Annotated in this window: 26 protein-coding genes; 16 read left to right on the forward strand and 10 right to left on the reverse strand. The window is 65.8% G+C overall.

From position 1 onward, the window contains the following. The first annotated feature begins 14 nt into the window (after positions 1–14). The 3 genes from ACP696_RS12735 to ACP696_RS12745 all read left to right on the forward strand — a co-directional run bounded on the left by ACP696_RS12735 (position 15) and on the right by ACP696_RS12745 (position 3,816). A complete protein-coding gene (locus tag ACP696_RS12735) occupies positions 15–326 on the forward strand; it encodes a low molecular weight protein tyrosine phosphatase family protein (protein ID WP_426013798.1) in 312 nt (103 codons plus the stop codon). 242 nt (positions 327–568) lie between these two features. After that, the gene (locus tag ACP696_RS12740; protein ID WP_426013555.1) at positions 569–2,986 is read left to right on the forward strand and encodes a TonB-dependent receptor; all 2,418 of its coding nucleotides are present in this window, start codon (positions 569–571) and stop codon (positions 2,984–2,986) included. A gap of 182 nt (positions 2,987–3,168) precedes the next feature. Beyond that, positions 3,169–3,816 carry a glutathione S-transferase family protein gene (locus ACP696_RS12745; RefSeq protein ID WP_426013556.1) on the forward strand — a complete coding sequence of 216 codons (648 nt, stop codon included), beginning with the start codon at positions 3,169–3,171 and terminating at the stop codon, positions 3,814–3,816. Here the strand turns inward: ACP696_RS12745 and ACP696_RS12750 are convergent. Continuing rightward, entirely contained in the window at positions 3,813–5,216 is a 1,404-nt protein-coding gene (locus ACP696_RS12750) for a methyl-accepting chemotaxis protein (RefSeq protein ID WP_426013557.1), read from the reverse strand. The genes ACP696_RS12745 and ACP696_RS12750 overlap by 4 nt on opposite strands. Positions 5,217–5,485: 269 nt before the next feature. Here ACP696_RS12750 and ACP696_RS12755 point away from each other — a divergent pair, with 269 nt between their 5' ends. Beyond that, the gene (locus tag ACP696_RS12755) at positions 5,486–5,872 is read left to right on the forward strand and encodes a PAS domain-containing protein (protein ID WP_426013800.1); all 387 of its coding nucleotides are present in this window, start codon (positions 5,486–5,488) and stop codon (positions 5,870–5,872) included. Here ACP696_RS12755 and ACP696_RS12760 read toward each other — a convergent pair. Continuing rightward, on the reverse strand, positions 5,869–6,492 hold the full coding sequence (locus tag ACP696_RS12760) for a glutathione S-transferase family protein (protein ID WP_426013559.1): 624 nt from the start codon (positions 6,490–6,492) through the stop codon (positions 5,869–5,871). The genes ACP696_RS12755 and ACP696_RS12760 overlap by 4 nt on opposite strands. A gap of 479 nt (positions 6,493–6,971) precedes the next feature. Here ACP696_RS12760 and ACP696_RS12765 point away from each other — a divergent pair, with 479 nt between their 5' ends. Continuing rightward, positions 6,972–8,480 (forward strand): MFS transporter, encoded by a 1,509-nt coding sequence (locus tag ACP696_RS12765; RefSeq protein ID WP_426013560.1) that lies wholly within the window; start codon positions 6,972–6,974, stop codon positions 8,478–8,480. A gap of 127 nt (positions 8,481–8,607) precedes the next feature. On the opposite strand, the gene ACP696_RS12770 is transcribed toward ACP696_RS12765, so the two are convergent. The 3 genes from ACP696_RS12770 to ACP696_RS12780 form a co-directional block, all read right to left on the reverse strand. After that, positions 8,608–9,348, reverse strand: a complete 741-nt coding sequence (locus ACP696_RS12770) for a GNAT family N-acetyltransferase (protein WP_426013562.1) — start codon at positions 9,346–9,348, stop codon at positions 8,608–8,610. Between the two features lie 191 nt (positions 9,349–9,539). Then, positions 9,540–9,743, reverse strand: coding sequence for a cold-shock protein (locus ACP696_RS12775; protein ID WP_426013564.1), 204 nt, complete (start codon positions 9,741–9,743; stop codon positions 9,540–9,542). 174 nt (positions 9,744–9,917) lie between these two features. After that, positions 9,918–10,547: a TlpA family protein disulfide reductase gene (locus ACP696_RS12780; RefSeq protein WP_426013565.1), complete on the reverse strand. Its 630-nt coding sequence runs from the start codon at positions 10,545–10,547 to the stop codon at positions 9,918–9,920. Between ACP696_RS12780 and argH the strand changes: the two genes are divergently transcribed. The 5 genes from argH (at position 10,548) to ACP696_RS12805 (ending at position 14,392) form a co-directional block, all read left to right on the forward strand. Further along, entirely contained in the window at positions 10,548–11,972 is a 1,425-nt protein-coding gene (gene argH, locus ACP696_RS12785; protein WP_426013567.1) for an argininosuccinate lyase, read from the forward strand. After that, the gene (locus tag ACP696_RS12790; protein ID WP_426013568.1) at positions 11,969–12,274 is read left to right on the forward strand and encodes a hypothetical protein; all 306 of its coding nucleotides are present in this window, start codon (positions 11,969–11,971) and stop codon (positions 12,272–12,274) included. Before argH ends, ACP696_RS12790 begins: the two co-directional genes overlap by 4 nt. A gap of 155 nt (positions 12,275–12,429) precedes the next feature. Further along, the gene (gene lysA / locus ACP696_RS12795; RefSeq protein ID WP_426013569.1) at positions 12,430–13,695 is read left to right on the forward strand and encodes a diaminopimelate decarboxylase; all 1,266 of its coding nucleotides are present in this window, start codon (positions 12,430–12,432) and stop codon (positions 13,693–13,695) included. A gap of 62 nt (positions 13,696–13,757) precedes the next feature. Beyond that, the gene (locus ACP696_RS12800) at positions 13,758–13,991 is read left to right on the forward strand and encodes an antitoxin (protein ID WP_426013571.1); all 234 of its coding nucleotides are present in this window, start codon (positions 13,758–13,760) and stop codon (positions 13,989–13,991) included. Then, positions 13,988–14,392 carry a type II toxin-antitoxin system VapC family toxin gene (locus ACP696_RS12805; protein ID WP_426013573.1) on the forward strand — a complete coding sequence of 135 codons (405 nt, stop codon included), beginning with the start codon at positions 13,988–13,990 and terminating at the stop codon, positions 14,390–14,392. Before ACP696_RS12800 ends, ACP696_RS12805 begins: the two co-directional genes overlap by 4 nt. Here the strand turns inward: ACP696_RS12805 and ACP696_RS12810 are convergent. Together ACP696_RS12810 and ACP696_RS12815 are read right to left on the reverse strand one after the other, a co-directional pair. Next, positions 14,389–14,916 carry a phosphoribosyltransferase gene (locus ACP696_RS12810; RefSeq protein ID WP_426013575.1) on the reverse strand — a complete coding sequence of 176 codons (528 nt, stop codon included), beginning with the start codon at positions 14,914–14,916 and terminating at the stop codon, positions 14,389–14,391. The two genes, ACP696_RS12805 and ACP696_RS12810, sit on opposite strands and share 4 nt — an antisense overlap. 11 nt (positions 14,917–14,927) lie before the next feature. After that, positions 14,928–15,857, reverse strand: coding sequence for an MJ0042-type zinc finger domain-containing protein (locus ACP696_RS12815; protein ID WP_426013577.1), 930 nt, complete (start codon positions 15,855–15,857; stop codon positions 14,928–14,930). 57 nt (positions 15,858–15,914) lie between these two features. On the opposite strand from ACP696_RS12815, the gene ftsE reads away from it, so the two are divergent. From ftsE to ACP696_RS12840, 5 genes are all read left to right on the forward strand, one after another. Beyond that, the gene (ftsE, locus tag ACP696_RS12820; protein ID WP_426013579.1) at positions 15,915–16,703 is read left to right on the forward strand and encodes a cell division ATP-binding protein FtsE; all 789 of its coding nucleotides are present in this window, start codon (positions 15,915–15,917) and stop codon (positions 16,701–16,703) included. Further along, complete coding sequence (locus ACP696_RS12825; RefSeq protein WP_426013580.1) at positions 16,700–17,593, forward strand: cell division protein FtsX; 894 nt, start codon at positions 16,700–16,702, stop codon at positions 17,591–17,593. The genes ftsE and ACP696_RS12825 overlap by 4 nt, the downstream gene beginning before the upstream one ends. Beyond that, positions 17,590–18,222 carry a YdcF family protein gene (locus ACP696_RS12830; protein WP_426013582.1) on the forward strand — a complete coding sequence of 211 codons (633 nt, stop codon included), beginning with the start codon at positions 17,590–17,592 and terminating at the stop codon, positions 18,220–18,222. The genes ACP696_RS12825 and ACP696_RS12830 overlap by 4 nt, the downstream gene beginning before the upstream one ends. Beyond that, on the forward strand, positions 18,219–18,929 hold the full coding sequence (locus ACP696_RS12835; protein WP_426013584.1) for a lysophospholipid acyltransferase family protein: 711 nt from the start codon (positions 18,219–18,221) through the stop codon (positions 18,927–18,929). The genes ACP696_RS12830 and ACP696_RS12835 overlap by 4 nt, the downstream gene beginning before the upstream one ends. Before the next feature lie 65 nt (positions 18,930–18,994). Further along, entirely contained in the window at positions 18,995–19,546 is a 552-nt protein-coding gene (locus tag ACP696_RS12840; RefSeq protein ID WP_426013585.1) for a hypothetical protein, read from the forward strand. Between the two features lie 6 nt (positions 19,547–19,552). On the opposite strand, the gene ACP696_RS12845 is transcribed toward ACP696_RS12840, so the two are convergent. Continuing rightward, positions 19,553–20,095 (reverse strand): gamma-glutamylcyclotransferase, encoded by a 543-nt coding sequence (locus tag ACP696_RS12845; protein WP_426013587.1) that lies wholly within the window; start codon positions 20,093–20,095, stop codon positions 19,553–19,555. Positions 20,096–20,124: 29 nt separating this feature from the next. Here ACP696_RS12845 and ACP696_RS12850 point away from each other — a divergent pair, with 29 nt between their 5' ends. After that, on the forward strand, positions 20,125–21,135 hold the full coding sequence (locus tag ACP696_RS12850; protein WP_426013589.1) for a DUF2125 domain-containing protein: 1,011 nt from the start codon (positions 20,125–20,127) through the stop codon (positions 21,133–21,135). A 2-nt stretch (positions 21,136–21,137) separates the two neighbouring features. On the opposite strand, the gene ACP696_RS12855 is transcribed toward ACP696_RS12850, so the two are convergent. Then, positions 21,138–21,458: a HigA family addiction module antitoxin gene (locus tag ACP696_RS12855; RefSeq protein WP_426013590.1), complete on the reverse strand. Its 321-nt coding sequence runs from the start codon at positions 21,456–21,458 to the stop codon at positions 21,138–21,140. A gap of 32 nt (positions 21,459–21,490) precedes the next feature. Continuing rightward, positions 21,491–21,772, reverse strand: coding sequence for a type II toxin-antitoxin system RelE/ParE family toxin (locus tag ACP696_RS12860; protein WP_426013801.1), 282 nt, complete (start codon positions 21,770–21,772; stop codon positions 21,491–21,493). Positions 21,773–21,897 lie beyond the last annotated feature (125 nt).

A 21,897-nucleotide genomic window follows, 5' to 3' on the forward strand; every position in this document is an offset into this window, starting at 1 on the left:
CGGGCTTGAAGAAGGTGCTGTTCGTCTGCAGCCAGAACAAGCTGCGCAGCCCCACGGCCGAGCAGGTGTTCTCGACCTGGCCGGACCTGGAAGTCGATTCGGCCGGCACCAATAATGACGCCGAAAACCCACTGACGGGTGAGCTGGCGGCCTGGGCGGACGTGATCTTCGTGATGGAGCAAGCCCATCGCAACAAGCTGGCCAAGCGCTTCAAGCGCCAGCTGAAGGCGTGGCTGGTTTGCCTCGATATTCCAGATGACTACGCCTTCATGGATTCCGCGCTGGTGAGCTTGCTGCGGGCCAGGGTCGCACCCTACCTGCGCTGAGCGTTATCGCATTCGTCGCCAGCGTCAATGAGCTAACTCTCGAGCGGCGCAACGGCTATTCCTGGTCCAATGCCAGCCCGAAAAAGGCGCTTGAGGCCTATGCCACCTGGAAAAAGGCCCATTCTGCGGCGAGGTGAAGCTCCGTCACAAACCCTTGGCCAAATTCACGCCGAAGTGTCGCAACCTTCGCCTAACACCCCCTCCAACACGCGTCCGCAATCGGACGACTCTGGAGGGGTTCCATGTCCAAGATTTTCAATCGGAAAGCGCTGCTGGCCGCCTGCGCGTTGGGTACGTTAACGCTGGTTACCGCCGCCAACGCCGCCGAAACCGCAGCAACCGCGCCGGCCGCGGAGCCCAACGACATCAACGCCGTCGAGCAGGTGCTGGTCACCAGCCTATCGACCACCCGCTCGGCCGTGCAGCTATCTGGTTCGGAAATGCAGAAGATCCTGCCAGGCCTGTCGCCAATGAAAGCCATCCAGACCCTGCCGGGGGTGATGTATGTCACCGCCGATCCCTGGGGCAACAACGAGCAGAACACCTCGTTGTTCATCCATGGATTCAACGGTCAACAGTTGGGCTACACGCTCGACGGCGTGCCGCTGGGCGACCAGAGCTACGGCAACTACAACGGCCTGTCGCCGCAGCGCGCGGTGATTAGCGAAGTGGTCGGCAAGGTCATCCTGTCGTCAGGCGCCGGCGCGCTGGGCACCGCCTCGACCAGCAACCTGGGCGGCGCGATCGAGACCTTCAGCAACGACCCGCGCGCCGAATTCGGCGGACAGTTCAACCAGACGCTGGGCAGCTACGACACCAGCCGCACCTTCGTGCGCCTCGACACGGGCGCGTTCGGCGGGAACAACAGCCTCTATCTCGCCTACGCCCATCAGAAAGCTCGCGCCTGGGACTTCAACGGCAAGCAGGGCGGCGACCAGGCCAACCTGAAATACGTGAACGACGGCGAGCACGGCAAGCTGACCTTCTACCTGTCCTATTCGGACAAGATCGAACCGAACGAGGACGGCACCACCCGCTATTTCCCCAGTCGCGCAAATCGGCCGACGGACGCCTACCAGCCCTATACCCGCCCGTTCCTTTATCCGGACTTCGCCGCCGCCCTGGCTTATCTGGACGCAGCCGGCAACTATCCCGCTTCGCAGGGCGACAACTATCGCAACTATTTCAGCGCCGCCCAGCGCAAAGACTATCTCACCTACATCAAGTATGACGCCAAGCTGAGCGACAACGTCACCTGGTCGAACCAAGTCTACTATCATGACGACCACGGCCGCGGCATCGTCGCCGGCCCGATCCGGGTGGCGGGCCTGCCGAACCTGTTCAACTTCTACTTCCCGGGCCAAGACCTGAAGAAGGTGTTTGGTAATTCGGGTTTCGCCACCCGCACCACCGAGTACCAGATCGACCGCGTGGGCAGCATCTCGACCCTGAACGCCACGTTCGGCGAGCACCAGATCGAGGCCGGGTTCTGGTACGAGCACAACAAGTCGTCGGCCTATCGCCGCTGGTACCCGTTCGACGTCAACCATCCGACCTCGCCCTATGACGTGCCCACCGGCTGGCTGATCACCCAGTACGGCAGCGAGATCGACAACAAGGTCTACCAGTTCCACGTCCAGGATCAGTGGCGCATCCGCGAGAACCTGGTGTTGCAGGGCGGCTTCAAGAGCAGCGTGCAGGACGCGACCGGCGCGGTGGCGGTGCAGCCCATCGTCGGTTCGCTGGTCAACTCGATCGGCCTGCCGGTCGGCAACATCAAGACCAAGGAATGGTTCCTGCCCCAGATCGGCGCGGTGTGGACCGCTTCGACGGGCGACGAGTTGTTCGTCAACATCCAGAAGAACCTGCGCCACTTCCAGACCTATGGTGGTGGCGGCCTGTCGCCGTTCAGCCTGGGCAGCCAGGCGGCGTTCGACCAGTTCAAGAAGAGCGCCGACCCGGAGACCGCCTGGACCTACGAGGCCGGCCTACGGGGCAAGCGCGAGATCGCGTTCGGCCCGTTCACCGCGATCGACGGCCAAGTGAGCGTTTATCACACCGACTTCAGCAACCGCCTGCTGGGCGTGGCCCCTTCGGCGGCCGCGATTTCGATCATCGGCGGCGCGGCGATCGTCCAGAACGTGGGCAGCGTCAAGACCGACGGCGTCGACGTGGCCGCCACCCTGCACATCGGCGAACACTTCTCGTTCTACAACGCGCTTTCGTACAACCGCTCGGTCTATCAGGACGACTACACCAGCGGCTCGACCACGATTGGCGGCGTCATCACCCCGACCGTCGTGCACATCGCCGACAAGAAGGTGCCCGGCAGCCCCGAATGGCTAAACAAGTTCGTGGCCACCGGCAATTTCGGCAATTTTGAAATCCAGGTGATCGGCGACTTCGTCGGCGACCGCTTCGCCACTTACACCAACGACCTGAAGGTCAACAGCTACATGCTGTACAGCCTGCAGGTCAGCTATGACTTTGAGACCCCGGCCAGCTGGCCGGTGAAGGGCCTGAAGCTGAGCGGCAACGTCACCAACCTGACCGACGAGGAGGGCGACCTGAACGTCACCGTCTCGCAACCGGCTGGCAGCTACAGCACCTTCCCCATCCCGCCGATCCAGGGTTTCGTCACCCTGTCCACGCGGTTCTAGAGACGGGCGACTCGCCGCCTTTTCTTCTCCCCTTTCCGGGGCGAGTCACGCCTGCATCGAGCGCCCCGGACCTGGTCCGGGGCGCTTTTCGTTCGAAACGCAAAGCAGCAGATTTCGCCTTCCGCCGCTTTGTGCCGGGCTTGGCAAATGGTGAGGTCAAGGCCTCAGCAGAGAGACCTCCCATGTCCCTGACCCTGCACATGCAGCCGCTGGCCTCTTGCTGCTGGAAGGTTCTGATCGCGTTCTATGAGAACGACACGCCGTTCGAGGCAAAAATCGTTGATCTAAGTGGCCCGGCCGAGACAGCGGCGTTCCAGGCGCTGTGGCCGACCAGCAAGATGCCTTTGCTGCGTGACGACGCGCGGGATCAGACTGTGCGGGAGACGCCGGTCATCATCGAATATCTACAGACCTGGTCTCCGGGTCCGGTCCGCTTCATCCCCGGCGGGGCAGAGGCCGCGCTGGACGTGCGCCTGATGGATCGCCTGTTCGACCTCTATGTCCAGGAGCCGATGCAGAAGATCGTCGGCGACCAGATCAGGCCGGCTGTCGCCAAGGATTCCTACTGCGTGGCCCAAGCTCCCGCTCAGTTGGCGATGGCCTATGACCTGATCGAGGCGCGCCTGGCGGATCGGCCTTGGGCGGCGGGCGAGGTTTTCGGACTAGCCGACTGCGCCGCCGCCACGGCACTGTTCTATGCCGACAGGGTGGCGCCACTGGCTCCGGCCCATCCGAACACCAGCGGTTATCTCGACCGCTTGCTGGTCCGTCCTTCGGCCTCGCGGGTGATCGAGAAGGCCCAGCCCTATTTCGCGATGTTCCCGACCTAGGCGGCGCGCGCCCGCGTGTTCGAGAGACGCGATTGGACCTGTTCCTGGCCCGTCTCGAAGCGCGCTACCAGTCGCGCCAGTTCCGAGGCTTCGGAGCGCAGGTTCGAGGCCGCGGCCGTCGCCTCTTCGACCATGGCCGCGTTCTGCTGGGTCACCTGGTCCATTTGATTGATGGCGGCGTTTACCTGGTTCAGGCCCGTGGCCTGCTCTTGCGATGACTGGGCGATCTCGGAGATCAGGGTGTCAATCTGGGTGACCTTGCCCACGATGCCGTTCAAGGCCTCGCCCGTGTCGCCGACCAATTGCACGCCGCGCGCCACCTGGGCGGTGCTGCTGGCGATCAGGGTCTTGATCTCCTTGGCGGCCTCGGCTGAACGCTGGGCCAGGGCGCGCACTTCCTGAGCGACGACGGCAAAGCCACGACCCGCGTCACCGGCCCGAGCCGCCTCGACCCCGGCGTTCAGGGCCAGCAGGTTGGTCTGGAAAGCGATCTCGTCGATCACGCCGATGATCTGGGTGATCTGGCCGGAACTCTGCTCGATCTCGCCCATGGCGGCCACCGCGTCGCGCATGACTTCGCCTGAACGAGCCGCGTCCCGGCGGGCGCCGCTGGCCGCCGTCGAGGCCTCCTTGGCCCCCTCGGCGCTGCGGCGGACCGTGGCGGTCAGCTCATCCAAGGCGGCGGCGGTCTCTTCGAGCGATGCGGCCTGCTGCTCGGTACGGCGCGATAGGTCATCCGAAGCGCTGGCGATTTCGTCCGACCCGGCCTGGAGCCCGCCGGTCGCGGAGGCGATAGCACCCATGGCGACGCGCAGGCTGTCGATAGCGGCGTTGAAGTCATCCTTGATCTGCTGGTACCGCCCCTCGAACTGCACTCGGATGCCTGCGGTCAGGTCGCCGTCGGCCAGACGTCTGAGGCTGTCGGCGAGAGCCGAAACCACGGCGCCCTGTTCGTCGTCCACCTGACGGCGCGCGGTCTCGCCGCGCGTTCTTTCCAGCTCGATCTCGGTGACGTCAGTGGCGAACTTGATGACCTTGTAAGGCTTGCCGGATGTGTCGAGCACGGGATTGTAGGACGCCTGAATCCAGATTTCCTTGCCACCCTTGCCGATCCGCATGAACCTGGCGGCGATGAATTCGCCGCGATTAAGCTGCCGCCAGAATTCCTGGTACTCGGCGCTCGCGGCCTCGCCTGGCGATACGAACAGGCTGTGGTGGCGGCCTTCGATCTCATCGGCGGCGTAGCCGATGGCGTGGAGGAAGTTGGCATTGGCCCGGATGATCGTGCCATCAAGCCGAAACTCGATCACCGCCTGCGACCGATCCATCGCCGCGAGCTGCGCTTCGAGCTCCAACACGCGTTCAGCGGCGACCTTGGTTTGCTTGCGATTTGAAAACATCGTTTTTCGCCTCCGGCCAATGCGGCTTTTCGGCTTCTAGCCATGAAGACCCCTAACGATTCCCTAATTAGAAAATCATCCGGGGTCACAACTCCAAAGTGAGCCACGACGCCTATATTTAAGCTGTCAACTCGGCCTTTCGCGGTAACGAGGGGTGAATTTGGGATTCGGATACGAAAACGCTCCGTGCGCGCACAAATCGCTCCGAGCTAAACCCCCGGAATATCGTATGTCTTTAGCGTGACCTGATCGCGGTCTTCGGGGATGACCTGGATACCGGTGTTGTGCTGACCGACGAGATGCTCGGTCCGCCCGGCCCTCACATCCTCTACGTCAATACAACGTTCGAGCGCATGACCGGCTTTAACCGGGACGAAATCGTGGGAAAAGATCCGCGAATTTTTCAGGGTCGAGGCCCTAGTCTGGCGGCGCGAAAGCTAATGGCGCGCGCTTTGCGAGCCGGTGAGCGCCGCGCCACCACCCTGGTCAATTACCGAAAATCCGGCGGGGCCTATCTCTGTTCGATCGAGGTGTTCCCGCTCCTCGATCCGGATGGCGTGCTGGTCAACGTCGTGGCTCTGGAGCGCGAGGTCGAGCGGCGACCGGGGCGGCATCCCTCCTATCGCCCGACCACCATCGAGGATGAACGCTCCTAGGCCAGGGCGTCGGCTTTCCAGGCAAGGTATTCCGGAGTTTGCAGCAAGCGTTCGCAATAGGCCTCGGCGGCGCCTGTGTCGCCGTGGTCGGACAGCCTGATCCCGTAGGTGCGGAAGCGCGTCGCCACCGGCGTGTAAAAGGCGTCGGCGATCGACCATTTGCCCAGCAGGAACGGTCCGCCCGAGCGCTCCAGCAGCTGGTTCCAGCGCAGGACGATCTTGCGGACGTCGGCCTGGGTGGCCGGAGAGATGTCCAAGACCTTGCGGGTTTCCAGCTCCATCGGGCATTCGCCGCGCAGGGCCGAGAAGCCCGAATGCATTTCGGCCGCCGCCGCGCGGCCGATGGCCCGCAGGGCCGGATCGGCAGGCCACAGCAAGGCCTCCGGATAGGTCTCGTGCAGGTATTCGCAGATCGCCAGCGAGTCCCAGACCACCAGGTCGCCGTCCTTGACCACCGGCACCAGGCTGGTGGGTGAGTGCTTGGCGAGTTCGGCCTCGGAGGTCTCGGCATGGCGCAGCTCGACCAGGGTCTCGGTGAAGGTGGCGCCCGTGTGCTTGAGCGCCAGCCAGGGGCGCAGCGACCAGCTGGACCACCTCTTGGTGCCGATGACGATTTCCATGGCGGTCTCCTTGAGGTCAGACAGGCGAGCGTCTGGGCTTAGCGCGCCTGCCGCTGGCCGACAACGCCAGGATATCTAGGGTCTTTGACTTGTGGCCTGACAGGCTGGAGAAGCGGCTTGGGGCCGCGGAAAAGCATAGGCCCAGGGATAGGTCTCGTTCGGCGCACCGGGGTCGGCGGCCACGGTCCGTAGCGAACGGGCGCGGTTGAGCGCCTCGACGGAAACAATCTGGGCCGAGCGCCAAGGCGTCGACGGGCGTTGCGCGGAGGGATGCATGACGTGGCCTCGAAGACGACCGTCTGTCGCGGCCATGAGGTCCATTGAAAACCGCCGCGCCTGAACCGGCATCAGCGTCTTTGTTGTCGAGCGTTCATCTCCACGTCTGGAATGACCGCGATTTCCCCTCTGGCCTTGGCGCTTCCCTTACGTCTATGGTCGGCGCAACGATTAGAACAAGTGTTTGAAGGGAGAGGCCCAGGATGGCTCAGGCGAATGCGCCGAGCAGCGGCAAACCGCTGTACTCGAATGGCTACAAGGCCACGGTTCTGGGGCTGCTGCTGGCCACCTACACCTTCAACTTCATCGACCGCACGATTATCGCCACCATCGGCCAGGCCATCAAGGTCGATCTCAAGCTCACCGACACCCAACTCGGCCTACTTGGCGGCCTCTATTTCGCCCTGCTCTACACGCTGCTCGGCATCCCGATCGCCCGGCTGGCGGAGCGCTGGAACCGGGTCAGCATCATCTCGATCTCGCTGGTCGTCTGGTCGGGCTTCACCGCCCTGTGCGGCAGCGCCGGCAGTTTCGCCCAATTGGCTCTCTATAGATTCGGGGTCGGGGTCGGCGAGGCGGGTTGCTCGCCCCCAAGCCACTCGCTGATCAGCGACTATTATGCGCCCAAGCAGCGCGCCTCGGCGCTGTCGATCTACTCGTTCGGCATTCCCCTGGGCACGATGTTCGGGGCGATCATCGGCGGCTGGCTGGCCCAGGAGTTCAGCTGGCGCGTGGCCTTCGTCATCGTCGGCCTGCCCGGCATCATCCTGGCGGTCATCGTCAAGCTGGTGGTCAAGGAGCCGCCCCGCGGCCACTCCGAGGCCAAGGAGCATCCGCTCGAAGCCGAGGATGTGGTGGTCGAGCCGCCCAAGCCGGCCTTCTCGCTCGCCAATGAGTTTCGCGAGATCTGGGCGGTGATGAAGACACTGTTCGGCAAATGGCCCGTGCTGAACATGATGCTGGGCGTCACCATCGCCTCGTTCGGCTCCTACGGCTCGGGCGCCTTCGTGCCCTCCTATTTCGTCCGTGAGTTCCATCTCGGCTATGCCCAGGTCGGTCTGATCACCGGGGTGGTCGCGGGCTTTTCGGCCGGCATCGGCACCCTGGTCGGCGGCTTCCTCGGCGACTGGGCGGGACGGCGCAGCGCCAAGTGGTACGCCCTGGTCCCGGCCATAGGCTTGCTGATCGCCACCCCGATCTACATTACCGCCTATCTGCAGACCGACTGGCAGACCACCGCCCTGATCCTGCTGATCCCCGGCATCTTCCACTATGTGTATCTGGCCCCGACCTTCGGCGTCGTCCAGAACTCGGTCGAGCCGCGCCGCCGGGCCACCGCCACGGCCTTGCTGTTCTTCTTCCTCAACCTGATCGCCCTGGGTGGCGGGCCGGTGTTTACCGGCTGGCTGATCGACCATCTGGCGCAGCACAATTTCAATACGCCCGACGCTGGCGGCCTGATCGACACCGTGCTGGCCTCGTTCGGCCGCCATGCCGACGCCGCCAACTTCGCGGCGACCTGCCCAGGCGGCGTCGCCCCCAAGGGCTCGTCCGTCGAACTGGCCAAGCTATGCAACACCACCCTGGCCCATTCCAGCAAGCAGGGGATCATCGTCTCTCTGTGCTTCTATGCCTGGGCGTCGCTGCACTACGCCTTGGCCGCCATCGGCATGGTCAAGCACATGAAGGAGCGGTCGGTGGCTCAGGGTTAGGAACCCGCTAGAGTGGGTTTGCTTGAGACTGAACCGTTGCCTTTTGATCCTTTCATCCCGGCGAAGGCCGGATAAAAAGGAGTTTAGGGGTGACGCTTCAATGTGAAGCGAACGCGCTCTAGCCCGCTCACGCCCCCACCGCCCAATACCGATAACAATAGGCCGGAGCGAACCCCAGCCCGCTGTACAGCGCGATAGCCGGGGCATTATCGGCCTCGACCTGGAGGTAGGCCCGCCGGGCGCCCTGTCCCTCGGCCATGTCCAGCAGCGCGCCCAGAATCCGCCGCGCCAGGCCCTTGCGGCGGTGGCCAGGCAAGGTGCGCATGCCGAAGATCCCGGCCCAATCGCCCTCGACCGCCGCGGCGCCCAGGGCGGCGGTCTGGCCGTCGATGTCCATCCGGCCGAAGAAGGCCGGGGCGGGGATACGGCCCAGGGCGTCCAGCCGCTCGCGGGCCTCGGCGGTGTTGCCGGCCGCGCTCGCCAGGAACACCGCCTCGAAGGCTGGATCTGGGGTGGCGGAGAGAGTCACGGCTTCGTCCGCATCGCCCGTCGTGGCGCCCGTCATCACCAGGGTCTCGTGGGCGGGCCGGTAGCCCCGGGCCGTCAGGTGCTCGGCGAGATTGGCGGGGACCGCCGCCCCGTCCGCCAGCTTGAAACAGGCCGGCGCGCCGCGCGCCGCGTAGAAGGCCTCGACCGCGTCGATCGCCTCGTCGGCGGGTCGGCCGGGCTCGTCCAATGGCCAGCAGGCGTTGATGCGCCGCGACCAGCCATCCGAAGCCTTCAGCCGCCACCCGCCCAAGGCGGCAGTTTCGCGGGCCGGCCAGGCGCGGTCGGCGATCGGTTCGAGCAGGCGCGGATCGATGATCATGCAGCCTTTGTAGCAGACGAGCGCCCCAAAGGTCCTCGCCGTGGGGCCCCGTGGGGGAAGCGGTCGCGAAGCGACCGGTGGGAGGAGTTTTAGGAGGGTTGATCCGGGCTGGGCGGCCTTCCGCACACTCCCCCCTCCGTTGGCTTCGCCGACACCTCCCCCACAGGGCCCCACAGAGGAAGAAGCTGCGCCTAAAGCGGCTTCAGATTGTTGGCGGCGATCTTTCCGCGCTCCTCGGCGCTGTCGAAGCTTACCTTCTGGCCCTCATCAAGGCTGCGCAGCCCCGCGCGCTCGACGGCGCTGATGTGAACGAACACATCCTTGCCGCCGTCATCGGGTTGGATGAAGCCAAAGCCCTTGGTGCCGTTGAACCATTTCACAACGCCGGTCGCCATGCGGAAGTCTCCTCGAGAGCGCCAAACCAGTGCCCGGACAAGCGGGCGGGTAACAATCGCAGTTGTCCGGGTAGCGGTAGCAGGCCCAAATCCAGGATTGCGCGGCAGAGTGGACATGCCCCTGTTGAGGGGTCAATTCAAAAAACACCGGTATACTCAAACGTGCGCGGGGGCCTAGTGCTCGGCCAGAAGGGCCTCGACCAAGCCATAGGCCTCGGGGCTAGACCAGTCGGCGTCGCCCGCCAACCTGGCGCGCTCGCGGCCCTGCTTGTCGTAGATCACCGTCGTCGGATAGCCCTCGGCGCGGGGATCCAGCGCGAACGACAGCTTGTAACCGGGGTCGCGATAGACCTGCAGTGGGCTGTTGGCGGTCATCTGAGCCTGGACCAGGTTGAGGTCGCTGTCGCGATCGACGCTGATCGGCAGCACCTTCAGCGGCTGGGTCGCGTAGCTGGCCTGCAGCTTGGCCAGGGTGGGCATCTCTTTCTTGCACGGCGCGCACCAGGTGGCCCACAGGTTCATCACCACCACCTGGCCCTTGAAATCGGCGAGGGTCAGGGATTTTCCGGCGCCATCGGTAAACACCGTGGTCGGCTGGCCGCGCGGCGCGGCCGGCACATCCAGCTTCGCCAGGGACGCTTTCTTGAATTCGTTGAGGTCGGTGACACCTGCGGGTTTGAACGAAGCTGCGCCGATGACGTATAGAACCGCCGCGACGCCGATGATCACCGCGGCGGCGATGACCCACTTCAGCGGGCCGGGCTTGCGCGCGGCTTGTTCCCTGTCCGACTGGAATTCGCTCATATGACCGACAACGCCTCCGATAAGCCCCAGACCGCGACGGGCGGACAGGGCCAAGCCATGTGGGGCGGCAGGTTCTCGGCCAAGCCGGCGGAGCTGATGCAGGCGATCAATGTCAGCATCGGCTTCGACAAGCGCCTGTGGAGCCAGGACCTGGCGGGCTCCCGCGCCCATGCGCGGATGTTGATCAGTCAAGGCGTGATTGCAAGCAAAGACGGCGAAGAAATCCTCAAGGGTCTCGACGCCATCGAGGGCGAGATCACGGCGGGAGCCTTTCCGTTTCGCGACGAATACGAAGACATCCACATGAACATCGAGGCCCGGCTGCGCGAGTTGATCGGCCCGGTGGCCGGCCGCCTGCACACCGCCCGCTCGCGCAACGACCAGGTGGCCGTCGATTTCCGGCTGTGGGTGCGCGAGGCCTGCGAGAGGTCTGCAGCCCAACTGGCGTCTTTGCAAAAAGCGCTGGTCGCCCAGGCCGAGGCCTATGCCGACGCCCTGATGCCGGGCTTCACCCACCTGCAACCGGCCCAGCCGGTGACCTTCGGCCACCACCTGATGGCCTATGTCGAGATGTTCGGCCGCGACGCTTCGCGGTTCCGCGACGCCCGAACCCGGATGAACGAGTGCCCGCTGGGCGCTGCGGCCCTGGCCGGTTCGCCCTTCCCGATCGACCGCCACGCCACGGCCGCCGAACTCGGTTTTGACCGCCCGACCGCCAATTCGCTGGACAGTGTCTCGGCGCGTGACTTCGCGCTGGAAGCCCTGTCGGCCGCCACGATCGCCGCCACGCACCTGTCGCGCCTGGCCGAGGAGATCGTGCTGTGGACGACGCCAATGTTTGGCTTCATCAAGCTGACCGACGCCTTCACGACCGGCAGCTCGATCATGCCGCAAAAGAAGAACCCCGACGCCGCCGAGCTAATCCGAGCCAAGGTCGGGCGGATCCTGGGAAGCCTCACCACCCTGACCGTGGTGATGAAGGGCCTGCCGCTGGCCTATTCCAAGGACATGCAGGAGGACAAGGTCCCGACCTTCGAGGCCTTCGACGCCTTGGAGCTGTCCCTGCTGGCCATGGCCGGCATGGTCGCCGACCTGACGCCCAACACCGAGAAGATGGCCGCCGCCGCCGGCGCGGGTTTCTCGACCGCGACGGACCTGGCCGATTGGCTGGTCCGCGAACTGAACATGCCTTTCCGCGACGCGCACCACGTGACAGGCTCGGCGGTGAAGGCGGCCGAAACCAAGGGCGTTGATCTGGCGGAACTGGCGCTCGCCGACTTGCAGGCAATCGAGCCGCGCATCACCTCTGAAGTTTATACCGTGCTCACGCCCGCCGCCTCGGCGGCGAGCCGCATCAGCTATGGTGGGACCGCTCCCACCCAGGTTCGCGCCCAGATCGCGCGTTGGAAGGAACTGCTCGGATGATCCGTCCTATCGCCCTCATCACCCTGGCCGCCCTGGCCCTGTCGGCCACCGCCTGTGGCAAGCAGGCCGAGTTGGAGCGCCCCGCTCCGCTGTGGAACGCCCAGAAGAAGGCCGTCTACGAGGCCCAGCGCCGGCAGTCCTCGGCCCAGGTCAACAAGCCGGCGCGCGCCAATGGCACGCAGGAAAACATTGACCCGGCGTCCAGCAACCGCACCACCCGCGCCGCGCCCCTGGCCGGCACGGCCCCCGACCCCTTCGGTGGCCCCTCGGGCGCCGGCTTCCCGAGCGCGCAACCGAACTAGCGCGTCCCTTCACCAACGCCGCATCGTTTTCCCCGTCTCCCCGGCGAAGGCCGGGGCCCAGGTGAAACCCTGCCGTGGCTCCTGATGAATCTGGGTCCCGGCCTTCGCCGGGAAGACGGAGGTTGGGGGCTTGACCTTAGAGAGCTGCTAGACTCGTGAACCATTTCGAATACGGCCCCGAGGGGTTGGCCTGTGAAGGCGTCCCGCTGGCTCGCATCGCGGCCCAGGTCGGCACGCCGGTCTATGTCTATTCCCGCGCCACGCTGGAGCGGCACTTCACGGTGTTTCGCGACGCCCTGACGGCCGCCGGTGTGGTTGATCCGCTGATCGCCTATGCGGTGAAGGCCAATTCCAATGTGGCCGTGTTGAAGGTGCTGGGCGACCTGGGGGCCGGCGCCGACACGGTATCCGAGGGCGAGGTCCGACGGGCCCTGGCGGCCGGCATCCCCGGCGATCGCATCGTGTTCTCGGGCGTCGGCAAGAAGCGCGGCGAGATCGCGTTTGCCCTGCAAGCTGGCGTCGCCGAGATCAACGTCGAGTCAGAGCCCGAGCTGAACCTGGTCGCAGCGGTGGCCGCCGAGCTGGGCGTCAAGGCCAAGGTGGCGTTTCGGGTCAATCCAGACGTCGCGGCCGGCGGTCATGCCAAGATCGCCACCGGCAAGTCCGAGAACAAGTTCGGCGTGTCGTTCGCCGAGGCCGCGCGGCTCTACGCCAACGCCAGCAACCACGCGAACCTCGAACCGATCGGCGTGGCCTGCCATATCGGCAGCCAGATCACCGACCTTTCGCCCATGCGCCAGGCCTTCACCAAAATGCGCGGCCTGGTCGAGCAGCTGCTGGGCGAGGGCTTGCATGTCGAGCGCCTGGACCTGGGCGGCGGCTTGGGCGTGCCCTATTTCGACATGCCCGCCCCGCCCTCGCCCGCCGACTTCGCGGCCATGGTCAGCGAGGTGACCCAGGGCCTGCCCGTCAAGCTGGCCTTCGAGCCGGGCCGGGTGATCGCCGCCAACGCCGGGGTGCTGGTCAGCGAGGTGATCCATGTCCACGAACGGCCGGAGGGCAAGCGCTTCCTGGTCATCGACGCGGCCATGAACGACTTGATCCGCCCGGCCATGTACGACGCCTTCCACGACATCCGCCCGCTGATCCCGCGCGCCGGCGAGATGACCTATGACGTGGTGGGACCCATCTGCGAAACGGGCGACACCTTCACCCGCGATCGCGCCCTGCCGCCGCTGGCGTCGGGAGATCTCGTGGCCTTCATGTCGGCCGGCGCCTATGGCGCGGCCATGGCCAGCGAATACAACACACGCCCGCTGGCGCCCGAGGTGCTGGTGGACGCCGATAAGTTCGCGGTCATTCGCGAGCGGCCGACGTATGAGGAGATGCTGAGCCGGGACGTGGTGCCGGACTGGGTCTAAGGGCGTCGTTGTCAAATCGACCAAGGCGGCCTATGCTCAGGCCTATGCCAGAGGCTTCGACCGTGGGTTACGAGAAACACGTCAGACTATTCCGTAACGGCCGAAACCAAGCCGTGCGAATTCCGCGCGGGCTGGAGTTTCCCGGCGATGAAGCAATCCTGCGCAGAGATGGTGACAAGCTGATCCTCGAACCAGCCCCGCCTCGGTCGTTGTTGGCCGTACTGGCGTCGTTGCAGCCAATCGAAGAGGATTTCGATCCAATCGACGATCCGGCGCCGGAGCCTGTCGAGCTTTGAGTCAGGGTTGGCTGCTAGACACCAACATCCTGTCGGACTTGGTGCGCAATCCAGCGGGTCGGGTGGCCGAACACATCAGGCAACGTGGCGAAGCCAATGTCCGCACCAGCGTCATTGTAGCCGCGGAACTGCGATTTGGCGCTGCCAAGAAGGGCTCCGCGCGCTTAGCTACGCAATTGGAAGCGATCTTGGCGGTGATCCAAATCCTACCGCTCACGCCTCCTGCTGACCGCCTCTACGGCGAAATTCGCGCTAAACTGGAAAGCGTCGGCACGCCGATAGGCGGCAACGACATGTTGATCGCTGCCCACGCCCTAGCCGGTGACGACATTTTGGTAACCAACAACGATCGTGAATTCTCGCGTGTCGAAGGCCTGTCGATCGAGAACTGGCTCCGTTAGTCCAGCGCCCCGATATAGGGCAGCCCCCGGCTCTTGCCCTCGTCGTCCAGCCCATACCCGACCAGATACCGGGCAGGGGCTTCCCAGGCCACGAAGTCGGGTTCGATGCGGGGCTTGTCCCAGGGCTTGCGGGCGAAGACGGCGGTCATGACTTCGCTGGCGCCGGCGTCCTTGACCAGGCGGGCGGCTTCGCCCAGCGACAGGCCGGTGTCGAGCACGTCGTCCAAGACCAGGGCGCGGCGGCCGATCAGCGGGCGTTGCAGGTCGGCGCGGACCTCGCAGCGGCCAGAGCTCTTGCGTTCGTCATGGTAGGAGGCCAGCCACAGGGCGTCGAAGCGCACGTCGCGGCCGGCGCGCCACAGGGCCCGGGTCAGGTCGGCGGCGAACCACAGGCCGCCGGTCAGCAGGCAGACGGCGACGGTATCGTTGTCGATGCGCGGCGCGATGGCCTGGGCCAGGGCTTCCACCCGCTCGGCGATCTCCTCTTGCGAGATCAGGACTTCGGGGGCGACGCGGTCGGTCATGTGCGGATTCTTCAGTGGTGGGGAGCCGGCTCGGCCGCTCCGGTCTCATGAGCGGGGCCCTCATGTCCAGCCCCTTGCGCGCTCTGGAACGGGGAAGCGTCGCCCGCGGCGATGTGGGCCGGCTGGTCTTGCGCGCCGCGCAGGGTGGGCGCCTCGTGGTCGGAAACCTTCTCCACATGCGGCGCCGCGCCGGCCGACCTGGCGGCCCCAGGCTCCAGGGCGAAGCCGATCTCCAGGGTGTTGGCGGTGCGCGGCGGATCCAGCAGGGTGACCGAGAAGTGGCGGGTCTGACTGGGTGGGATCATCGGATCGGCCGCGGCGGCCAGCTTGCCGGCAACGCGCTTCTGGTGCTCGTTCAGCAGCGCGACCCGCAGCGGCGGGGTGGCGACGGTGTGGTCGGTGATGTTGCGGATGACGCCGGTGATGGTGATGGCGGCGTGGCCCTCGTGCATCGTCGGCTCGGCCTTCAGGCCCTCGACCACCAGGCCGACATTGTTCACCGGCATGCGGGCGAAGGCGTAGGCGCCGGCCGTGGTCGGCCACAGGTGGGCGACGTTCAGGCGGAAGACGCCGGCTCCGACCAGGATGACGACCATCACCGCGACCATGCCGCCCCAGATGACGCCGGTGGTCTTGGCTTCCTTCAGCCGCCGCTCGGCGTCGGCGCGGGCCCGGAACACCTTGGGCAGTTCCTCGCCGGGAAGAGCGCTGACGGGGGCGTCGGGATCATCGACCGGGTTGGTCGGGCCATCCAGCGCGGCCATGGCGGGATCAGCCGCCAGGTCAGCCGCCGAGGGTTCGTCGAACAGGTCGAGGGCGTCTTCGTTGCGGGCCGTCCAACGGGCGCCGCAGGACGCGCAACGCACGACACGGCCAGCCGCGCCAACCTTTGAGTCATCGACGAAATAGCGGCTGGCGCACTCTGGACAGGTCAGTATCATGGCCGCGAATCGGACGCTCCCCGCTCCTACCTCACGAGGTCGCCGATTTTGCCAGCCATGTCCACAAGCCCCAGCGACACACCCTTGCGCATCGACGAAGATCTGGACGATGGCTCCGTCCCCGTCGTTCGCTTCGAGGGCGTCTCGATGCGGTATGGACGAGGGCCTGAAACCCTGAGCGACCTCGCTTTTTCCTTATACCCAGGGTCTTTCCATTTCCTCACCGGCCCGTCTGGCTCGGGCAAGAGTTCGTTGCTCAAGCTGATCTATCTGGCTCACCGTGCGTCACGGGGTCGCGTGCAGTTGTTCGGCCGCGACGTGAGCCTGGTGAAGGGCGAGGACCTGCCGTTCCTGCGCCGGCGCATCGGCGTGGTGTTTCAAGAATTCCGGCTGCTGGAGCACCTGTCAGTGTTCGACAACGCGGCCTTGCCGCTGCGCATTTCGGGCCGCAAGCCGGCCACCTATCGCGACGACGTGGCCGAGCTGCTGCATTGGGTGGGGCTGGGCGAACGCATGCACGCTCTTCCCGCCACTCTGTCGGGCGGCGAGAAGCAGCGGCTGGCCATCGCCCGCGCCGTGGTCGACCGGCCCGACGTGCTTCTGGCCGACGAGCCGACCGGCAATGTTGATCCGGCCATGTCGCTGCGCCTGCTGCGGCTGTTCGTGGAGCTGAACCGCCTGGGCACCACGGTGCTGATCGCCACCCACGACGAGGATCTGGTCGCCCGTGCCAACCGCCCTACCCTGCATCTGGAAAACGGCAGGCTGGTCGATTTCGGCGAGGCCGAGGCCGACGGCGAAGACGACTATGGTGACGAGCCCTACGACGAGGAGGACGAGGCATGAGCCAGGCCTTCACCGTCGCCCGCTGGAAGCCGGGTCCGCTACTGCCACCGCGCGACGCCCGTGACGGCTCGCTGGTGTTCGTGGTCGCGGTGCTGTGCTTTCTCGCCTGCCTGACCGCCCTGGCCGCCCTGGCCTCGACCCGAGCCGCCACCGGCTGGACCTCGCAACTGACCGGCTCGGCCACCGTCGTGGTCCGGCCCCGGTCCAACGAGACGCCCGACAGCGCCGCCGCGCGCGCGGCCGAGACCCTGTCGGGCGTCAAAGGCGTGACCGAGGCCCGCGCCTTGACCAAGGACAAGGCCGAGGCCCTGCTCGAACCGTGGATCGGCCGCGAGGCGCTGATCGCCGACCTGCCCGTGCCGCGTCTGGTTACCCTGGATCTCGATCCCAAGGGACCGGCCACGGCCGAAACCCTGGCTGCGGCGCTCAAGGAAGCCAATGTCGACGCCGTGGTCGATGACCATAGCCGCTGGATCGCCGACATCGAGCGCGCCGCGCGCCTGGCCGGCTGGGCGGCGATCGGCGTCTTCGCCCTCATCGCCTCGGCGGCGGCGGCGGTGATCATCTTCGCCACCCGCGCCGCCTTGGCCGCGCGGCACGATGTGATCGAGATCCTGCACTTCTCCGGCGCCGAGGACGGCTTCATCGCCGCCCTGTTCCAGAACCGGTTCGCGGGCATGGCCTTCATCGCCGGCTTGCTGGGCGGCGCGGCTGCGGCCATGATCGGGGCGGCGGCGCGGCTAGTGGGGGGCGGCCAGGGACTGACGCCAGTCCTGCCGCTGGCCTGGATCGATCTGCTGGCGCCCTTGCCCTGCCCGTTGGTGGCGGCGCTGGTGGCCGGGATCGCGGCCCGCGCCGCCTCCCTACGCCTGTTGAGAGCCATGCCATGAAGAGCATCGCAGCCATACTGATCCTGGTGATGATCTGGTTCGTGGGCCTGCTGGCCTTCACCAGTCGCGTGGATCAATCGACGCCTGCCCAGGAGCCGCCGGTCTCGGACGGGGTGGTGGTGCTGACCGGCGCCTCGAACGTTCGGCTTGAAGAGGCGACCAAGCTACTGGAAGCCGGCAAGGGCAAGCGCCTGCTGATCTCCGGCGTCAACCGCGAAGCGTCCCGCGAAGACGTGCTGGGCGTCACCAAAGCGGTGCGGCCGATCTACGAGTGCTGCGTCGACCTGGGCTACGCCGCCGCCGACACCATCGGCAACGCCAGCGAAACCGCCGAATGGGCCAAGGCCAAGGACTATCGCAGCCTGATCGTCGTCACCGCCGACTATCACATGCCGCGCTCGATGCTGGAACTGCGCGCCGCCATGCCCGGCGTGTCCCTGCATCCCTATCCAGTCGTCACCGAGAGCCTCAACGCCCACCGCTGGTGGAAGGGCGGCACGAGCGCCCGGCGGATGACCGTGGAATATTGCAAGTACCTGGCGATTCTGGGCCGCGAGGCGTTCCTGAAGCTGGGTCCCAGGGAGAAGGCGAGCCAGAACACCGGCAAGCCCGCGAAGGAAGCGTCTTGATCTATCTACGGTCTTTCCTGTTCCAGCTGTTCTTCTGGCTGTGGTCGGTGGCCACGGCCATCGCCATGATCGTGACCTTCCCCCTGCCCCGCCGGTTCAACACCTGGTCACTGTCGATCTGGGCCAAGGGCCTGATCTGGGGGCTGCGCTGGCTGGCCGGCGTCAAGGTCGAGGTGCGCGGCGAGCAGTTCCGGCCGACCGGACCGGCCCTGGTCGCGGCCAAGCACCAGTCGATGTTCGACGTCTTCAGCCAGTTCGCCCTGCTGCCCGACGCCTGTTTCGTGATGAAGAAGGAGCTGCTGATGGTGCCGCTGTTCGGCTGGCATGGTCAGAAGGCTGGCATGATCGTCATCGACCGCGCCGGCCACTCCACGGCGCTGAAGAAGCTGGTGCGCGACGCTGTCGAGCGCATGAAGGAAACCCGCCAGGTGGTGATCTTCCCGGAAGGTACGCGCGGCGATGTCGGGGTCGCGGGCGACTACAAGCCCGGCATCGCGGCCCTCTATCGCGAGCTCGACATGCCGGTCACGCCCCTGGCCCTGAACTGCGGCGTCCACTGGCCCAAGGGCATGCTGCGGCCGCCCGGCACGATCGTCTTCGAATACCTGCCGCCAATCCCCGCCGGCCTGAAGCGCGGCGAGTTCATGCGCGAGCTCCAGACCCGCATCGACACCGCCACCAAGGCGCTGGAAGACGAAGGGCTGTAGGCAGCACGCGGAAATTGCGGGAGACCTCGCCTAGTATAGGCTCCTCCCAAAAGGGAGTGATCAAAATGGGCGGCCTGCGGCTTGCAGCACGGGCTGCTTTAACAGGCGCCGCGACTCTGCTCGTCTCGATGAGTCTCGGCCTATCCAACGCCGTGGCGGGCGAAAAGGTTGTTCGGGCGACCGCCGACGACTGCGCGGTGCTATCGGCGGTGTTCAGAGAACCCGAAAGTCTCGTGAGCCTGCGCGACCTGCTAGCCGGACATTTCAGCTACGGCCCGGCCGACGCGGCTGGCTTTCAGAATGCCTTTCCCCAACTGACTGACACCGAGGCGACTGACCTTGCCCTGGGCGCTCCAAAGTCCGAAGGCCGGCATTTCGTCCCGGCTTGCGATTGGCGCAAACTCGGCTTCGGCTGGAGTGAAAGATCCCTACACGTCGCCGACTATCCTTGGAACGAAGTCGGCCGACCGGTCATCTCCGCCTCTGGCACGATCGCCTTCGTCTCCACCTATGCACAGTGGGCGTCGCTAGCCGGCAAAGGCCGCAACTGTCTACTGCGCAAACGCAACGGCACCTGGCGGACGGAGAGTTGCGTAAGCAACGGGATTGTGTCGTAGAATCCGTTAGGCGGCCTCTCGCGCCTCCACCATCGCCAGCAAGGTCTCCATCGCCCGGTCGCGCAACCCGTCCTCGCGCAGGTGCAGTACGAGGTCGCGCAGGTAGTCGATATTGCGCCCCGACAGGCCCGTCGCCCCGGCGATCAGCGCGCATTGCTGGTCCAGGGTGAGGGAGCCCGCCCACTGGCTGTGCTTCATGTCCGACAGGAAGACGAGCGCGGAAGTCTTTCCGTCTCCGTCGATCTTCACCTCTGACCAGGCCTCGAAATAGGTCTCGGTCGGCTGCTCGCGTTCGCGCAGATAGGCATAGACTTCAGGCCATTGCGCCGCCGCGACGCGGTAGACCACGCCACGCGTCGCGCCGCCGGGCGCCAAGCCTAAAACCAGCCCCGGGCGCTCATGGGTCCCCCGGTGATGGACCGAATAGATGCAGAACGCCCGCCGTCGCCCATGGAGCACGGCCGTTCTTCGCTCTATGAACGGGAACCCAGGCCGCCACATGAGCGATCCATACCCAAATACCCAGCGGTCTTCGCTGTCAGACGCCATCACTCTTCCCGACCGGAGCCGCTCTTTTCATGACCAATAACGCCGCCGCACCGTCCCGCAAGCCCCGGCGTCGTGGTCTGCTGGCGCCTTTCGTGGTGCTGTTGATAGTTGCTCTGGCCTGGAGCCTCGGCTGGTTCTGGCTGCGCGGCCAGGTCGAGCAGCGGATGGACGCTACGGCCTTGTCGATGAAGTCGCGCGGCTACGACCTGTCGTGGGAAACCCGAACCTTCAGCGGCTTTCCCTTCCGCATGGATATCACCCTGACCGACGCCCGGGTCGCCGAACCGTCGGGTTGGGCCTTGCGAGCGCCGCGGCTAAAGGGCGAGGCCAACGCCTACAGCCTGGGCCATTGGGTGGTGGTCGCCCCGGCTGGCGTGGTGATGACGCGGCCGATCAATGGCGACGTGACGATCACGGGCCAGGCCTTGCGGGCCAGCTTCGCGGGCTTCGACAAATATCCGCCGCGCATCTCGGTCGAGGGCGCCAACCTGCTCTTCACCCCCGCCGCCGGCGCCGCGCCGTTCCCGCTGCTGTCAACGGCCGGCCTGGTGCTGCACATCGTGCCGGGTCCCGATGATCAGGCCGCCATCCTGTTCAAGGCCGACGGCGCCAAGGCCCAGTTCACCGGCCTGCTGGGCCGCATCGCCCAAGACCGCACCGCCGCCCTGATGTGGGACATCCGCCTGAGCAAGGTCAGCGCCCTGCGCGGAACAAGCTGGGCCGACGCCGTGCGCGACTGGTCCCAGGCGGGCGGCGCTCTCAGCGTCCAGCAAGGCAAGGTCAAGGCGGGCGAGGCCTTGCTCGACGCCAAGACCGGCGCCCTGACCGTTGGCGAGAATGGCCGCCTCCAGGGCGCGCTGGACGTCACCGTCCGCGAGACCCCCACGCCCGGCCAGGCGTTGCAGAGCCCCGAAGCCGCCGCCGCTGCGGTCGCCCAAGCCCTGGGCCGCGATCCAGAGATTTCGGCCACTCTGAAGTTCGAGAACGGCCGCACACGGCTGGGACTGTTCGACACCGGGCCGTCGCCGCGCGTTTATTGAGCTCAGGCAGCGGCGTCGATCGGCTCGATCAACGCGATGTCGCCCGCCAGCGCGCGCTTGGCCGTCTCCAAATCATAACGGGTCTGGAGGTTGAGCCAGAACTGCGCGGTGGCCCCGAACAGCTTTTCCAGACGCAAGGCCGTATCGACGGTCACCGGCGTCTGGCCACGAACCAGCTTCTCGATGCGCGGTCGCGCGATGTGCAGGCGCTTGGCGGTTTTTCCCGGCGAAAGGCCGAAAGGCCTGATGAATTCCTCCAGCAGAATCTCGCCCGGATGAACCGGGGCGAGAGGGTCTGCGGGGCTGGCGATGTGGGCGGGCATCGCGGTCTCCTCGATTGGTTAGGCTGCCGAGCCTAGTGGTAGTCAACGAACTCAACGTCGGCCGGACCGGCGTCCGTCCACTTGAACACCAGTTGAAACGGGTCGTTCACGCGGATCGAATGCTGTCCCGCTCGAACGCCCAAAAGCGCCTCCAACCGATTGCCCGGCGGGAAGCGGAGATCCTCAAGCAATGTCGCCGCTTGCAGCATTTCCAGCTTTCGCTTCGCAGGTCTCAGCAGGTCGGCAGGAAAACCCTTGCCAGGCTTGATCCCGTCAAAGATCGCCTTGGCCCGCGCGTCCCTGAAGCTCTGAATCGCCGTTCACGTCGTCCGCCCTCGACAGAGATCGGATCGCAAGGTGATACATAATACAGGGAGACGTATCGTGACGCGACACACACCCCACCTATGCGCAGACCATGCGAGCGTTCTGTCACGCA

This window comes from Caulobacter sp. DWR3-1-2 (assembly GCF_049896225.1).
Taxonomy (GTDB): domain Bacteria; phylum Pseudomonadota; class Alphaproteobacteria; order Caulobacterales; family Caulobacteraceae; genus Caulobacter.

Coding starts and splice junctions, on each gene's coding strand:
- ACP696_RS12850 (WP_426013589.1), top strand. CDS start 20,125: ATGACCAATAACGCCGCCGCACCGTCCCGCAAGCCCCGGCGTCGTGGT.
- ACP696_RS12745 (WP_426013556.1), top strand. CDS start 3,169: ATGTCCCTGACCCTGCACATGCAGCCGCTGGCCTCTTGCTGCTGGAAG.
- ACP696_RS12810 (WP_426013575.1), bottom strand. CDS start 14,916: ATGACCGACCGCGTCGCCCCCGAAGTCCTGATCTCGCAAGAGGAGATC.
- ACP696_RS12750 (WP_426013557.1), bottom strand. CDS start 5,216: ATGTTTTCAAATCGCAAGCAAACCAAGGTCGCCGCTGAACGCGTGTTG.
- ACP696_RS12830 (WP_426013582.1), top strand. CDS start 17,590: ATGAAGAGCATCGCAGCCATACTGATCCTGGTGATGATCTGGTTCGTG.
- ACP696_RS12840 (WP_426013585.1), top strand. CDS start 18,995: ATGGGCGGCCTGCGGCTTGCAGCACGGGCTGCTTTAACAGGCGCCGCG.
- ACP696_RS12765 (WP_426013560.1), top strand. CDS start 6,972: ATGGCTCAGGCGAATGCGCCGAGCAGCGGCAAACCGCTGTACTCGAAT.
- ACP696_RS12845 (WP_426013587.1), bottom strand. CDS start 20,095: ATGGCGTCTGACAGCGAAGACCGCTGGGTATTTGGGTATGGATCGCTC.
- ACP696_RS12770 (WP_426013562.1), bottom strand. CDS start 9,348: ATGATCATCGATCCGCGCCTGCTCGAACCGATCGCCGACCGCGCCTGG.
- ACP696_RS12740 (WP_426013555.1), top strand. CDS start 569: ATGTCCAAGATTTTCAATCGGAAAGCGCTGCTGGCCGCCTGCGCGTTG.
- ACP696_RS12775 (WP_426013564.1), bottom strand. CDS start 9,743: ATGGCGACCGGCGTTGTGAAATGGTTCAACGGCACCAAGGGCTTTGGC.
- ACP696_RS12760 (WP_426013559.1), bottom strand. CDS start 6,492: ATGGAAATCGTCATCGGCACCAAGAGGTGGTCCAGCTGGTCGCTGCGC.
- ftsE (WP_426013579.1), top strand. CDS start 15,915: ATGTCCACAAGCCCCAGCGACACACCCTTGCGCATCGACGAAGATCTG.
- ACP696_RS12780 (WP_426013565.1), bottom strand. CDS start 10,547: ATGAGCGAATTCCAGTCGGACAGGGAACAAGCCGCGCGCAAGCCCGGC.
- argH (WP_426013567.1), top strand. CDS start 10,548: ATGACCGACAACGCCTCCGATAAGCCCCAGACCGCGACGGGCGGACAG.
- ACP696_RS12855 (WP_426013590.1), bottom strand. CDS start 21,458: ATGCCCGCCCACATCGCCAGCCCCGCAGACCCTCTCGCCCCGGTTCAT.
- ACP696_RS12825 (WP_426013580.1), top strand. CDS start 16,700: ATGAGCCAGGCCTTCACCGTCGCCCGCTGGAAGCCGGGTCCGCTACTG.
- ACP696_RS12815 (WP_426013577.1), bottom strand. CDS start 15,857: ATGATACTGACCTGTCCAGAGTGCGCCAGCCGCTATTTCGTCGATGAC.
- ACP696_RS12790 (WP_426013568.1), top strand. CDS start 11,969: ATGATCCGTCCTATCGCCCTCATCACCCTGGCCGCCCTGGCCCTGTCG.